The sequence below is a fragment of the Rhizobiaceae bacterium genome, assembly GCA_023953835.1.
Taxonomy (GTDB): Bacteria; Pseudomonadota; Alphaproteobacteria; order Rhizobiales; family Rhizobiaceae; genus Mesorhizobium_G.
Genome location: JAMLJB010000001.1, coordinates 834927 through 848458 on the forward strand (window position 1 = coordinate 834927; position 13532 = coordinate 848458).

The window sequence follows — 13532 nt, forward strand, 5'->3', positions numbered from 1 at the left end:
CAGCTCGTGATGTCCCAGGACGAAGATCAAGGCGGCCGCATATTCTTTTCCAGTGCCGGCCGGAGCATGGAGTTGGAGGACGAAATCCGTCTGACCAGCGTCGGCATCGATATCGGTTCGTCCACATCACACCTCGCCTTTTCACTTATTGTGCTGGAGAGGCTAGACACGCGCTACATGGTGGTGGAGCGAAAATTGCTCCACCAGTCCGACGTGCTTTTGACGCCTTATACAAAAGAAAGCACAATTGATGCGCAGGCTCTCGGCGCCTTTATTGCTGAGCAATATAAGGCCGCAGGCATCGACGCCGAAGGGATCGATACCGGAGCATTGATCCTGACCGGCGTGGCGGTTCAGCGCAAGAATGCCAGGGCTATCGGCGAACTCTTCTCGGTGCAGGCTGGGAAATTTGTCGTACTCAGTGCGGGCGATGCTTTGGAAACCACCCTGGCTGCATTTGGATCCGGCTCTGTCGCTCGTTCCGAACTTGAACGTCGGCGTATTCTCAATGTCGATATAGGCGGCGGCACATCAAAGCTTGCATTGTGCGAGAATGGAACAATTCGCCACATCACCGCGATCGACGTTGGGGCGCGCTTGCTCGCATTCGATGACGACCGCAGAATTGTGAGGGTTGAAGAAGCGGGCGCGAAATTTGCAGATTTGGCAGGTGTCAACGCGCAGTTGGGAACAATCCTGAGCCCGCAAAATGCTCGCAAGATTTGCGAGTGCATGGCTGATCGACTTTTTGAAGCAATGCAGGGTCGCTCAGCGGATAAGCAGACTTTGGATCTGTATCGACTGCCGCCTTTGCCGCCGGTTGATCCGCCCGATCTCATTATCGTGTCCGGCGGTGTTTCCGAATTCCTCAACGGAGAAGTTGAGTCAGATTTCAATGACCTCGGCCGTGAGCTGGCGACTTGCTTACGTGCGCGGCTGAAAGGTTGGCCTCCCAAACTTGAACAGGCCCCAGCGGGGATAAGGGCGACTGTTGTCGGCGTATCTCAATATACGGTGCAAGTTAGCGGAAGCACAATATTTGTGGAGCCGCTCGACCTTCTGCCCGTGCGCAATATTCCTGTCGTGAAGCCCGCCTTCACCTTCGCGGAAGAAATCAATCCCGGGGAGGTCGCAGAACAGATTCAGAAGGCGCTGGAGGAGCGCGAACTTGACGGACGCGAAGGCACCGTCACGATCAGCTATGAGTGGGAGGGTTCCGCGACGTTCCATCGTCTCGACGGCTTTTGTCGCGGGATCGCAGCTGGCTTGGCATCCACCTTGGCGGCCGGACACCCCATCGTGTTGGCCGGCAATCGCGATATCGGAGGATTGATCGGCATTCACTGTGCTCAAGAACTCAAACTTCAAAAACTTATCTCTGTAGATGGAATCAGTTTGGAGCAATTCGACTACATTGATGTGGGCAAGATACTCCCTGCCTCTGGTGCCGTCCCGGTCGTGGTCAAATCGCTCGTTTTTCCGCGCTGACAACTCGTCACTGCGGGTTTGATCGGCCACGAGCCGAGCTCCTAACAGCGCAGCGTCGACCAATCCGGAAAGCGTGGCGCCTCTTGCCGAGATATGACGTTCACGATGATGCCCCAGTCCATCAACCTATCCACCTCGTCAATTCGTTTCGAGGCCAAGACGAGGACCATGTCGGTGCGTTACTCGATGGAGCCCAACCGACCAAACCCATGACCCCGGCGACCTCGCCGCAACAGAACCTCCGTTTGCGATAGCTACACATCGGCTAAACCACGGAAATCCCGTAGCCATTCCGATCGCAAACTGTGGGCAGGTTTTTGACTATAAGCCGTTGGTGATGTTTGCAGTCCGGAGCGAACCGGTCTCTGTCTATTTTCCCATATATTAATGGGAATATCGCGCATTTTGGCGCGAAATTCGACATTCGCCCCTTCCAGGTCCTTGAATTTGCAGTCAGGCAGAGACGTTTTCCCATGAATCGTTAAATGGGAAAAAACTTCACGGAAAAGGGAATGCAAGTCCTGTCGCTTTGATTAGCGGATGTTGCGTGCGTGTACGCACGGGAAATGCGCAAACGGTAGGCGCAAGGGGAGATATTGACAGTCTCTGGTGTTCCACTATTGTTCCGTTGTGCTGTATGTTGACGACTGCGCAAAGTTTGTTTCGGCGGCGGATGGCAAAGAAACAAAACTGGTGACGGATGTCTTTGGCGTAGGAGAGACGGACCAGCCGAATTGCCGAGTAGGACGGGAAGCCGGATGGCTTCTTTGGCGGATGCCTTAGCGACTGAGGGCGATTTCTTTCTGACATTTCGAGCTGTCATGCAGCTTCGCTTTTGCGTGGCCGCAAGACGATTTTATCTCGGCCTCTCGCGGCCGGGTCTTCGCTGTCAAAGGAGTCGCACCCATGCGCCCGGACACTATAAATTTGCCTGCAATCTCAAATGCTGATCGCGATCCGCGGCAGCTGAAGCCATGGCCGAACAATGCACGCCTGCATTCGCGCAAGCAGAGACGCCAGTTGGCCGACCTCATACAGCGCTACGGCTTCACCAACCCGGTATTGATCGACGAGGACGACATCATACTCGCCGGCCATAGCCGGATGCTTGCCGCGACTGATATCGGGCTTTCTTCAATCCCGTGTCGTATCATTGCCGGCCTGAGCGCCGCCGAAAAGCGTGCGCTGGTCATTGCCGACAACAAGCTCGCGCTCAACGCGACCTGGGACGAAGCGATCCTGGCTGCCGAGATTCACATTGTCGGCGAGGAGGCGGTCGTTCCGGTTGCGATCCTTGGCTTCGATCCAGTCGAGATCGATCTTCTTCAGGGTGCCGTGGCTCCGATGGAAAAAGACGGCGTGCCGGAGGATGACGTCCTGCCTCCCACAGAAGATGACAAGCCTGTCAGTGCCGTCGGCGATATCTGGATTTGCGGAGCGCATAAGGTCATTTGTGGCAACGCGCTTGAGCACGAAACCTACTCTTCTTTAATGAGCGGCGATCTGGCCGAAATGGTGTTCGGGGATTTGCCGTACAATGTCCCGGTCAACGGCCATGTGAGCGGTTTGGGCAAGGTTCGCCATCGCGAATTTTCGATGGCCAGCGGCGAAATGGATGAAGCAGCGTTCATAGGCTTTCTGAAGTCCATATTCGAGCTTCTGGTCCGCCACTCGGTCGACGGGTCGATCCATTTCCAGTGCATGGACTGGCGGCATATCAGCGAAATAACGAACGCCGCCAAAGACGTCTATTCGGAATTGAAGAATTTGATCGTGTGGGACAAGGGCGTGGCCGGCATGGGCACGTTCTATCGGAGCCGGCATGAACTTGTCTTCGTGTTCAAGAACGGCAACGCACGTCATATCAGCAATTTCGAGCTTGGCCAGTTCGGACGCCATCGGAGCAATGTCTGGCAGTACCGGGGCATGGCAGGGGCTGCCGGAAATCGCCTGGCGGAGCTTCAGCTGCACCCGACGGTGAAGCCAGCTCAGATGGTCGCCGATGCTTTGCTCGACTGTTCACGGCGCGGCGGCATCGTTCTTGATCCCTGCGCAGGCAGTGGCTCGACCTTGATCGCCGCAGAAAAGACAAAACGGCGCGCACGCCTGATTGAAATCGATCCGGTCTACGTCGATCGCACGGTTCGGCGATGGCAGCTGTTTGGCAAGGAGGACGCCATCCATGCAGTGACGGGTGAAACCTTCAATCAGCGGGCAGCCTCAATCCAGGCCTCAGTGCCTGTTTCGGGAGGCGCAGATGAGTGACGATAAAGAAGACGGGGATGAGAATTTTTCCCATCTGCCCGAAGATCACAAGTCCCGCAACCGGACATACGAAACGGGAAAGTTCAAGCCGCCCGTCGAGAACCGCATCAAGGACGGCGAGATCCGCAATCCGAAGGGCCGGCCACGCGGCAGAAAGAGCCTGCCCGATCTGGCAACAGCGTTTTATCTCGAGAAGATACTGGTGCGCCTTGGCGATAAACTGCAGAAGATGCCACGTTATCTGGCGGAGCTTCACGTTCTTCATTCAAAAGCAATGGCCGGCGACTTCAAGTCCCTGCACGAAAGCCACGCACGGGCGGCATCACTCGGTCTGTTTCCGCAGTCGCTCGAGCCTGAAGTGGAAATTGTCGAGGACGTCGACAGACAGATTATCGCCGAGCGCGACGCACGTGTGCTCGAAGCGCGGACGCAGAAATCTGAAGGTGATGACGATGGCAACGGCTGAGTTGACTTCTCCGACCGTTGCAGAACGCGACGCAATCCTGCGCAGCGATTTTTACGCGTTTGTACAGCGGGTGTTTGCCGAGGTTCGACCGGGCGACAGGTTCCGGCCGAACTGGCACCTCGATGCACTGTGTCAGGCCGTTGTGGAAACGATCGACGGTCCCGACCAGCGTCTGCTGGTCACCCTGCCTCCGCGCTCGCTCAAGTCGATCATCATATCCGTTGCCTTGCCGGCATGGTTGCTTGGGCGCGATCCGACCCGTCGCATCATCTGTATTTCTTATGCCGAGAACCTTGCGTTTGAATTGGCGGGAATGTTCCGCAAGATTATTGCGAGCAACTGGTACCGACGTCTCTTCCCGAACATGGTTGTAACCCGGAATTCGGAACGGGAAGTGATAACCTCGCGGGGCGGCAGCCGCTTTGCGACCTCAATCGACGGCCCGCTGACCGGCCGGGGTGGCAATCTGTTCATCATCGATGATCCGATCAAGCCGGCAGATGCGCTTTCGCAGACAAAGCGGCAAAAGACGAACGACTGGCTGGGCAACACGCTGGCCTCACGGCCTGACGACAAGCTCAGGGACAAGATGATTATGCTGATGCAGCGTGTGCACGCCTATGATCCGGCAGGTGCCGCATTGGCAACCGGGCAGTGGCGTCACCTCAACCTGCCTGCCATTGCTGCACGTAGCGAAGTCTACCGGCTTTCCTATGGCAGAACGCATTGCCGTTTGGCGGGGTCTGTGCTCGATGAAAACCGCGAGCCGCTTGAAGTGCTCAACCAGCTTCGCCACTCGATGGGCGACTATGCATTTACGGCCCAGTATCTGCAGGCGCCAGAACTGCCGGATGGCGGCACCTTTAAGCGCAAGTGGTTTCGCTTCATCGACCAGGAGCAGTATCCATATGATGCACCCGGCTGGAAGATCGTTCAAAGCTGGGACACGGCAATGGTTTCCAACGAAACCGCCGACTGGTCGGTCTGCACGACATGGCTTGTTGTCAACGATTGCTTTTATCTCATCGATATCTTTCGCAAGCGGCTTGTCTATCCAGATCTGAAAGAGGCAATCCTTCGATTGCGCAAGGATTGCAATCCGGATCACCTGATCATCGAGGACAAGGGCGCCGGTACCAGCCTGCTTCAGGAATTCTGGAAGGAGAAGATTCCCGTTGAGCCTTATCGCTGCAATGATCCCAAGGAAGTGCGGGCGGGCCGTGCCTCTGTTGCGATCAACCAGGGACGGCTGTTTCTGGACGACCGGGCGGATGCGATGCTCCACGCGTTCATGGATGAGGTTCTGGCGTTCCCAGGCGGTCAGCACGACGATCAGGTCGATTCGATGACCCAGATGATCGACTGGTGGGAAGATTTCAGGTCAACGCCAACAGCGATGTTCGGCGTCTGATAGCAGCGCCCGGCAGGGTGGCCTTCGCCAGTTCAGGCAGCGCGTGCCATCAGCCATTCGATCAGACCGGCGCGGACGACAGCCTGGGCAAGTCTTGGCCCATCCCATATCTCGACATTCGCCCGCCCTTTTGCCGAGATGTCCACGGTTGGTGAGTGCACGGCAAACACCATCCGCGAAAAGTCCGGTCGCACCTCGAACCGCTCGACATAATCGTCGATGACAGCCTGCGTTGCCCGCGACTTCACCTGTACCAGTATCTTCTCCTGCGTAAACGGCTGTTCCACCACCATGTCGATGTCCTTCATGGTTCCGCCCAGCCGCGATATGCGGTGATAACCCTGCCGTTCGAACAACAGCCCGACAAGCGTTTCGAAATCGTCCTGATGCAGCTTGCCGATTAGTCTCGCTGCCGTGTCTGAAAGTGCTCCAAGTGCGTCACGCGCAGCTTCAATATCGGGATCATCCTGTCCCGCAAGCTTGCGACGCAGATAGTCCGCATTGGCAATGCTGCAGATGGTTTGCCGGTACGCCGAAACGCGTGTCAGAAGGCTGCTCAGTTCCTCCTGGACCAGAACCTTGCCTGCAAAGTCGGTGTCGCGCCATGCAAACATTGTTTCGCGTCTTCGCGCACCATAAGGCGCATCCTCACCAAGCCATCTCACCTGCGCTTCTGCTATCGTCCAGTAGAGCCGGCCATTGTGAAACGTGATCCACACCGTGTCCGGACCAAGGCTGTGGAAGTCCAGTATTTCACGGGCGAAATCGCTGGCCTTGCCTGGCGTCTTGCCACGTGCCCGCAGATGCGCTGCGATATTCTCCCGATCAAGTGACATCGCGAGTTCGTGCGGCACTTCCTTGTGCCCCAGAAACAGAGCCCGTTCCTCAATCGCCCTTGCCGCCCATGCACCGTTTGGGCCGAATTTGATGTAGCGAAACTGCATTCCGGCCAGATCATCCGCCCTGATTTGTATAGGCTTCTGCTCAACCTCAAGTAATCCGACAGCTAAAGGCATCATCGATTGCACTCCCCACATTGCCGATCTGTCTGCGTCGCGGGAACCCGCATGGTGCAGACGATCAGTGACACCGCAAAGCGCTTGGCTGCAGCGGGAAGTCAAGCGGAATGTCTCTGATCGTCTGTAGACCGATCGTATGCGGACTTCGATGGTCCACCCGTGGACATCAGGAAGCGCCTTGCGAAGAATTTGCGGCGCCTGCGGCAGGAGAAATGCCTGTCTCAGGAGGCCTTCGCACATGAGGCAGGTATCCATCGCACCTATGTCAGCGATCTCGAACGCGGTGCAAGAAATCCCACTATTACTGTGGTCGACAAGATCGCGGAGTTTCTGGGTGTCAGACCCGGACAACTGCTGGATGAGTAACGTTCGCCAACTACAACTTCGGGAAAGGCATTGTAAACTTAACGGGACACAAATGAAGACGTCTGAAATGCGCGGCGATGACGCTGATCAAGCGTGATGTAGTCGGGCGGTCACGCCACCGTCGACCAGAATGCTGGTTCCGGTTATGTAGCTGGCCTGCTCGCTGGCGAGGAACGCAATCGCCGCGGCGATCTCTTCCGGACGCCCCAGACGGCCCAGAGGCTGGGTCCGTACCATGCTGCGCAGCGCCTCCTGCGCATCGGCCTGTGTTTCGAGCCAAGCATCAACCATATCTGTGTGGACGACACCTGGGCAGACGGCGTTGACCCTGATGCCCTTCGGCGCAAATTCGAGTGCAATGCTGCGGGTCAATCCCATAACGCCTGATTTCGAGGCCGCATATGCCGAGAAGTTCTCGATAGTCGCCATCGCATGAAAGGAGGCGACATTGACCACGGCGCGCCTTCTGGAAGCCGCCAGCAGATGCTCCGTGTGCTTAAGAATGAGGAACGAAGCTCGCAAGTTGACGGACTGTATCCTGTCCCAATCCTCTACCGAGGTCTTGCCGAGCGAACTGGGCAGGGTCATGCCCGCATTGTTCACCACTACGTCAAGCGCTCCGAAGCGCTTGCTAACAAGATCTATTGTGCTCTCGATCTGGTCCGCATGACCAAGGTCGCACATCAGGTCAAGGCCATCTTCACCCGCCTGGCCGCTCGTTATCGGCACGCGGTCGATCAGCGCAAGGCGATAGCCGTCCTGGAGGAACCGCGCCGCTGTTGCCGCGCCTATTCCCCTTGCTGCGCCGGTTATCAATGCTGTCGGCTTTTCCAATGCTGTCTCTCCGGTCCGGATCAGGAGTTCGATCGATGCGAATAGAGATAGACGGTGGCGAGGATGATCGCGCCCTTGACGGCCGGCTGCAGCGTCGGCGGCAGGCCGATGAGGTTCATGGCATTGTTCAGGATTGCTATGATGAGCACGCCGCACATGGCCGCGACCAGCGTGCCGCGGCCACCCGCGAGGCTGACGCCGCCGATGCACACCGCCGCGATGGTGTCGAGCGGCAGCCACAACCCCGCCTGCGGATCGCCGTATCCCACACGGGCGGAGAAAAGCGCGCCACCGATGGCAGCGACGCCACCCGCCAGCGAATAGGCGATCAGGCGTATCCGGTTGACCGGGATACCAGCGAGACGCGCCATGCGGTCGTTGGCCCCGACCGCATAGAGGTAGTGTCCGGTGGCGGAGCGGAAGAACAGCCACGACGCAATCAGGACCAGCAGGAATATCAGGGTGGGCACCGGAAAAGGTCCCACGAACCTTTCATAGAGCGTCAGAACCTCGGACGGGATGGGCGCTTTGTCGAAGGATGCGTTCAATGTTCCACCGCCGCTCACGACCTTGGCTCCGGAATAGATGATCTGCATCGACCCCATGGTCGCAAGAAACGGCGGCAGCCGCAGGAAGGCGACAAGAACCCCATTGAGCAGTCCGAAAAAGATGCCGACAGCGATTGCCGCCAGAAGGGCCGGCACGATTCCGTAGTCGGTCATGCCGATGAAGACCACGCTCGTGAAAGCAACCACCGCGCCGACACTGAGGTCGATGCCGCGGGTGAGGACGATCAGCAATTGGCTGACCGTCAGGACGAGCAGGACCGCGTTCTGCTGGAGGATATTGATGATGTTCTGCGGCCTGAGAAACGTACCGCCCGAGGTAATCGCTGCGATGACGATGGTCAGGGCGAGGATGGCCAGCACGCTGAGCAGATCTTTCTGATCGGGCGTTAGACGGCGCGCGAGCGGTTCGCCCCCCTGATGATCGGTGTTGTGGGTCATCACGCAGCCTTCCTCCTGCCGAAACTCAGTTGGCCAAGCGCAACCGCGAACAGGATTATCAATCCCTTGAGCGTGCCATGGAGATAGGGCGAGATGCCCGAAAGGGTGATGTCGCTGTTGGCGACACCGAGAATGAGCACACCCGCGACGACTGCGATGACCCGGCCCGATCCGCCGAACAGGCTTGCGCCTCCGACGATGACGGCAGCGATGCTCTCCAGCTCGTAGTTTATTCCCGTCAGCGGATGGCCGGTTCCAATGCGCGCGGTGATGATGACGCCTGCCAGGCCGGCGAGAAAACCCGAGATCATATAAGCGAGGATCTTCACGCGTTTGACCGGCACGCTGGACAGCCGCGCATTTTCCTCATGCCCGCCGACGGCATAGAAATACCGGCCAAGACGCCAGTAGCGCAGAAAGACGGCCAACACGATTGCCAAGCAGATAAAGACGATGAAGGGATATGGGATTTCGAAAAGGCGACCGCGTGCAATCTCCGCAAAGCCTGCGACGCGCACCGGAACCGGGCTCGCATTGGTCATCGTGAGCGCAATGCCGCGCGCAATGCCCATCATGCCGAGCGTAACCACGAACGGGGCGATCTGTGTGTAGGCCACCAGCAGGCCGCTGACCATGCCGAGCATGGTTCCAGCAAGGCAACCCATGACAAGAGCTCCGGCTATGCCGACATGTGGTATGGTGAGCGCGGTGACCATCGATGCGACGGCGATCACCGAACCTTGCGCGAGATCGATGCCCCTCGTCAGCACCACGCAGAACTGACCGAGCGCGATCAGGCCGATGATGGCATATTGGTAAGAGACCGATGACAGGTTGAACTTCGAGAAGAAGCCTTGAACGAAGATGGCCGAAGCCGCCACGAGCAGCAGAAGGACAATGACCTGATTGTAGTTCGCAATCCATGACAGGGCGCGGCGCGATGGTGTCGTTTCCTGCTTCATCACCCCGCCTCCGTCTGGAAGGCAAGTGCCGCGACCGCCTCCTCGGTGGCGGTTTTGCCGTCCAGTTCTCCGGCGATGCGGCCCCGCGACATGACCAGCACACGGTCGGACTGGGAAAGGATTTCAGGCAGGTCGGACGAGATCATCAGGATCGCGTGGCCCTGCCGCTTCAAATCGTCGAGGATGGCATAGATTTCGGTACGCGCTCCGACATCGACGCCGCGCGTCGGTTCGTCGAGGATCAGCAGCGAGGAGCCCCGCATCAGCCACCGGCCAAGCACGAGCTTCTGTTGGTTGCCACCGCTTAACCGAAGCGCGATCTGGGACGGGTTGGCGGGACGGATGTTAAGCGCGCGATATTGTCGCGCTACGCCGTCGCGCACGAGCTTCCACGGCACGCGTCCGAAACGGCGCACGCGGTCGATAAAGGCATAGGCCAGGTTCTCCCCGGCAGGCCGTTCCAGCGCGAGGCCGTCGCGCTTGCGGTCTTCCGGAACCATGGCCATCCCAAGCGCAACGGCTTTGGCGGGGGAATGGCCTTTCAACGCGACGCCATTGAACACGATCTCGCCGGTCGTCGGTTGCTCTTCGCCATAGATAATCCGGGCAAGTCGCGTGCGCCCCGAACCTACCAGCCCCGCGATGCCCACGATCTCGCCTGCATCGACGTGGAAGGAAACATTGCGGATGCGTTCGTTCAGGCCAAGGTCGCGCACTTCCAGAATGCGCTTGCCGCGCGGCGCGGCGGTTGCGCGGCGGCCCAGGTCGACATCCCGCCCAACCATCTTTCGCACGACTTCGTCATGGCTGAAACGCGCAATCGGCCCGCTGTCGATCACACGTCCATCCCGCATGATGGTGATGCGGTCGCCGATCTCGAAAACCTCCGAGAGGTGGTGCGATATCAGGACAATCGCCAGGCCCCTCGCCTTCAGGTCGCGAACCAGCCGGAAGAGCATGTCTTTTTCCGACTTCGTGAATACCGCCGTCGGCTCATCGAGGATGAGCACCCTGTTGTTCGACAGCAATGCCTTGGCAATTGCAATCATCTGCTGCTGAGCGACGCCGAGTTCCTGCACCGGCACATCGAGCGGCACGCTCAAGCCAATTGCGTTGAGGGCATCCTTTGCCATCGCCCGCATCCGCCGGTGGTCGACCCGGCCCATGCCGGCTTTCGGCTCGACGCCAAGGCAGATGTTGTCAACGGCGTTCATGTTCGGAATGAGGTCGAGCTCCTGATAAATGGTGGCAATGCCCAGCGCCTTGGCCTTGCGGGGAGAAAGCTGCTCCAGCCTGCTGCCGAGAAGCCAAAGTTCGCCCTCATTCAAGCTGTAGGCGCCCGACATAATCTTGATAAGGGTCGATTTTCCGGCGCCGTTCTCGCCCAGAATGCAGTGCACCTCGCCGGCAAAGAGATCGCAGTCGGTCGCGTTGAGGACCGTTACGCTGCCGAATGCCTTGCCGACACCCTTGAGCCGGTAAAGCGGTTCGACTTCCGGCGCGCCGGAAGGGTCCGAAATATTCGTCATTGCGATTGCATTCCCGAAAACGACCGAGCCTCCGGCGCAAGACAGGTGCCGGCCGCCGGCTTCAGCGTGCCGTCAAAAATGACCGCACACCCCTGCCCTTGCAGCCGGCACCAGCCTTGGAATCAGAACTTGAGGCCTTGCTCGCGCATTTGCGCCAGGTATGCCTTTGCTTCGTCGGGGCGGTCGGCATCGAACGTCTTGACAGGCACCGACTGCTCTTTCTCCACGGTCTCGCCGTTCACCAGCTTGATGGCGTTGGCAATGGCGATGTCGCCATAGAAGGGCGGCACCTGGACCTCGATCGCGATGTCACCCTTGATGACGGACTCGATGGCGGGCTCATAGCCGCCCTTGCTCAGGATGCCACCGAGGATTTCAGTGCGCCCCGCCGCGTTGATCGCATCGATCGCCCCGAGCGCCATGTCGCAATAGTCCGTGCGCATCAAGTCGATCTCGCCCTTGGGGAAACGCTGCAGGAAGTCCTGCATAACCCGGATGCCACCTTCCTTGGTGAAGCCGGTGTCGGCGGTCGCAATCGTCTTGATGTCGGGATAGTCCTTCAGCACCTCGTTCCACCCCGCCGTCGTGTCGATGCAGGGGGAGGCGCCTGCCATGCCCTGGACGTGCACGACATTGCCTTTCGGTTCGCCATATTTCTTCTTCAGCAGTTCGATGGCTTTCCGCGCATGGATGCGACCAGATTCCGTGTGGCTCTGGGTAATCGCGCATTTGTATTCGCCCTCGCCCAGCGGTGCGTCGATGACGCGATCGATGGTGATGAGCGGCACGCCCGCATCCGCGCACATCGCGGCAGCCGGAGCAATGGCCACAAATTCGATGGGTGCCACGATCATGGCCTTCGGACCCTGCGCCAGCATGCTCTCAATGTCGGCAAGCTGCTTGGCCACATCCTGATCCGCGACCGCCGAGACAAGATCGAGGCCGGCTTTCTTGGCAGCCGCTTCCATGTCGCGCTGGTTGACCACGCGCCAATCGTTGACGAGGTCGGCCTGCGAGAAAGCGACCTTGAACGAATCCGCTCCAAAGGCCCAACGGGGCATGCCTGCGACACCGGCAATGCCGGCAGCGCCGAAAAATTGCAATAGTTGACGACGTCTCACTTCTATTCCTCCCGATATATTCGCACGGAGTGGACCCATCCAGTCTCCCATGCACGCAAAATTCGTCACGGCGGAAACCGCGAGCGTCTTCCTTATAAAAACGTTTCTTTCCGTGATCAACGCAAAAAGAAGCGAAAATAAAAAACTTTAACGCCTAGTTTCTAGGCTATAAACATCACTCCAGCTATCACTGAACGCGAAAGCGGGAATACGTTGGTCAGCGAAATAGAAAACGTTTTTTGTGGAGGATTCCAATGGACAAGCCCAATCAGATCCATGCTCTCTTTTCCGCCATGACAGCGGTGGATCTGGCGCCGAAGCTAGAGCCCGGAATCCCGAAATGGCCCACCCATCCACATCTGATCATAGATCCGACCGTAAACCATGCGCATGACGGCTATGCCTGCCAATGCCTGATGCTGCCCGAGCATTGCGGCTGTCATGTCGACGCGCCCTTTCACAACCATCCGGGCCTGACCACCGTCGAGAACCTCGACCTTACCTGCCTGATGGCGCCGGCGGTGCTCTACGATTTTGGCCCGCTGAACATGGCGCCGGGAGATATGCTGACGCCCGAGATGTTCGAGAACTACGAACGCGAGAAAGGCGTGAAGGTCGGCCCCGGGGAAATCGCGTTGATCAATTTCGGCTGGATGAGCCGGTACTGGCGCAACGACGACAAGGCGCAATGGTACGCGACCAACGCGCCGGGAATGACTGAAGAATCAGCCATCTTCTTCAAGGAGCGCGGCATCAAGGCAATTGGCGCGGATACTGTCGCAGTCGAAATCCCGCTTGTCGAAGGAAAGGCGGGAGCCGCTGCCGGCCACCTCATTCATTGGTTGCCGAACGACATCCTGATCATAGAGATGCTGACCAATCTGGAGAAGCTCGCGCTGCGAAGCTATTTCGCCGCTGCTCCGCTGCCGATCATCGGCGGTTCAGGTTCGCCGCTGCGCCCGATCGGATTCACCGAACGCTGACAGGCTCCGCGTTTCCACCGCCTGACCCCGACGGGCAAGCGGCGGAAGCGCGCGATCCGGTTCGCCGAACGGGAATTTCGG

Annotated in this window: 12 protein-coding genes; 6 read left to right on the forward strand and 6 right to left on the reverse strand. The window is 58.5% G+C overall.

Annotated elements, in window-relative coordinates; translation table 11 throughout:
• Positions 1–9: 9 nt before the first annotated feature.
• From M9924_03910 to M9924_03925, 4 genes are all read left to right on the forward strand, one after another.
• Positions 10–1488: an ethanolamine ammonia-lyase reactivating factor EutA gene (locus M9924_03910; protein ID MCO5063543.1), complete on the forward strand. Its 1479-nt coding sequence runs from the start codon at positions 10–12 to the stop codon at positions 1486–1488.
• A 906-nt stretch (positions 1489–2394) separates the two neighbouring features.
• Entirely contained in the window at positions 2395–3753 is a 1359-nt protein-coding gene (locus tag M9924_03915; GenBank protein MCO5063544.1) for a site-specific DNA-methyltransferase, read from the forward strand.
• Positions 3746–4219: a DUF5681 domain-containing protein gene (locus tag M9924_03920; protein MCO5063545.1), complete on the forward strand. Its 474-nt coding sequence runs from the start codon at positions 3746–3748 to the stop codon at positions 4217–4219. Before M9924_03915 ends, M9924_03920 begins: the two co-directional genes overlap by 8 nt.
• Entirely contained in the window at positions 4206–5630 is a 1425-nt protein-coding gene (locus M9924_03925) for a terminase (GenBank protein ID MCO5063546.1), read from the forward strand. Before M9924_03920 ends, M9924_03925 begins: the two co-directional genes overlap by 14 nt.
• Before the next feature lie 32 nt (positions 5631–5662).
• On the opposite strand, the gene M9924_03930 is transcribed toward M9924_03925, so the two are convergent.
• The gene (locus M9924_03930; protein ID MCO5063547.1) at positions 5663–6649 is read right to left on the reverse strand and encodes a restriction endonuclease; all 987 of its coding nucleotides are present in this window, start codon (positions 6647–6649) and stop codon (positions 5663–5665) included.
• 159 nt (positions 6650–6808) lie between these two features.
• Between M9924_03930 and M9924_03935 the strand changes: the two genes are divergently transcribed.
• Positions 6809–7015 (forward strand): helix-turn-helix domain-containing protein, encoded by a 207-nt coding sequence (locus M9924_03935; GenBank protein MCO5063548.1) that lies wholly within the window; start codon positions 6809–6811, stop codon positions 7013–7015.
• Between the two features lie 87 nt (positions 7016–7102).
• On the opposite strand, the gene M9924_03940 is transcribed toward M9924_03935, so the two are convergent.
• The 5 genes from M9924_03940 to M9924_03960 form a co-directional block, all read right to left on the reverse strand.
• Positions 7103–7849 (reverse strand): SDR family oxidoreductase, encoded by a 747-nt coding sequence (locus M9924_03940; protein ID MCO5063549.1) that lies wholly within the window; start codon positions 7847–7849, stop codon positions 7103–7105.
• 20 nt (positions 7850–7869) lie between these two features.
• Positions 7870–8856: an ABC transporter permease gene (locus tag M9924_03945; protein ID MCO5063550.1), complete on the reverse strand. Its 987-nt coding sequence runs from the start codon at positions 8854–8856 to the stop codon at positions 7870–7872.
• A complete protein-coding gene (locus M9924_03950) occupies positions 8856–9818 on the reverse strand; it encodes an ABC transporter permease (GenBank protein ID MCO5063551.1) in 963 nt (320 codons plus the stop codon). The genes M9924_03945 and M9924_03950 overlap by 1 nt, the downstream gene beginning before the upstream one ends.
• Positions 9818–11347 carry a sugar ABC transporter ATP-binding protein gene (locus tag M9924_03955; protein ID MCO5063552.1) on the reverse strand — a complete coding sequence of 510 codons (1530 nt, stop codon included), beginning with the start codon at positions 11345–11347 and terminating at the stop codon, positions 9818–9820. The genes M9924_03950 and M9924_03955 overlap by 1 nt, the downstream gene beginning before the upstream one ends.
• 122 nt (positions 11348–11469) lie before the next feature.
• On the reverse strand, positions 11470–12408 hold the full coding sequence (locus tag M9924_03960) for a substrate-binding domain-containing protein (protein MCO5063553.1): 939 nt from the start codon (positions 12406–12408) through the stop codon (positions 11470–11472).
• A gap of 314 nt (positions 12409–12722) precedes the next feature.
• On the opposite strand from M9924_03960, the gene M9924_03965 reads away from it, so the two are divergent.
• On the forward strand, positions 12723–13451 hold the full coding sequence (locus tag M9924_03965; GenBank protein MCO5063554.1) for a cyclase family protein: 729 nt from the start codon (positions 12723–12725) through the stop codon (positions 13449–13451).
• Positions 13452–13532: the final 81 nt, after the last annotated feature.

What these genes read in the sequence shown, in the direction of transcription:
- M9924_03955 (MCO5063552.1), bottom strand. Translation starts at nt 11,347, where the DNA reads ATGACGAATATTTCGGACCCTTCCGGCGCGCCGGAAGTCGAACCGCTT.
- M9924_03965 (MCO5063554.1), top strand. Translation starts at nt 12,723, where the DNA reads ATGGACAAGCCCAATCAGATCCATGCTCTCTTTTCCGCCATGACAGCG.
- M9924_03925 (MCO5063546.1), top strand. Translation starts at nt 4,206, where the DNA reads ATGGCAACGGCTGAGTTGACTTCTCCGACCGTTGCAGAACGCGACGCA.
- M9924_03945 (MCO5063550.1), bottom strand. Translation starts at nt 8,856, where the DNA reads ATGACCCACAACACCGATCATCAGGGGGGCGAACCGCTCGCGCGCCGT.
- M9924_03915 (MCO5063544.1), top strand. Translation starts at nt 2,395, where the DNA reads ATGCGCCCGGACACTATAAATTTGCCTGCAATCTCAAATGCTGATCGC.
- M9924_03930 (MCO5063547.1), bottom strand. Translation starts at nt 6,649, where the DNA reads ATGATGCCTTTAGCTGTCGGATTACTTGAGGTTGAGCAGAAGCCTATA.
- M9924_03960 (MCO5063553.1), bottom strand. Translation starts at nt 12,408, where the DNA reads ATGCCCCGTTGGGCCTTTGGAGCGGATTCGTTCAAGGTCGCTTTCTCG.
- M9924_03950 (MCO5063551.1), bottom strand. Translation starts at nt 9,818, where the DNA reads ATGAAGCAGGAAACGACACCATCGCGCCGCGCCCTGTCATGGATTGCG.
- M9924_03910 (MCO5063543.1), top strand. Translation starts at nt 10, where the DNA reads ATGTCCCAGGACGAAGATCAAGGCGGCCGCATATTCTTTTCCAGTGCC.
- M9924_03920 (MCO5063545.1), top strand. Translation starts at nt 3,746, where the DNA reads ATGAGTGACGATAAAGAAGACGGGGATGAGAATTTTTCCCATCTGCCC.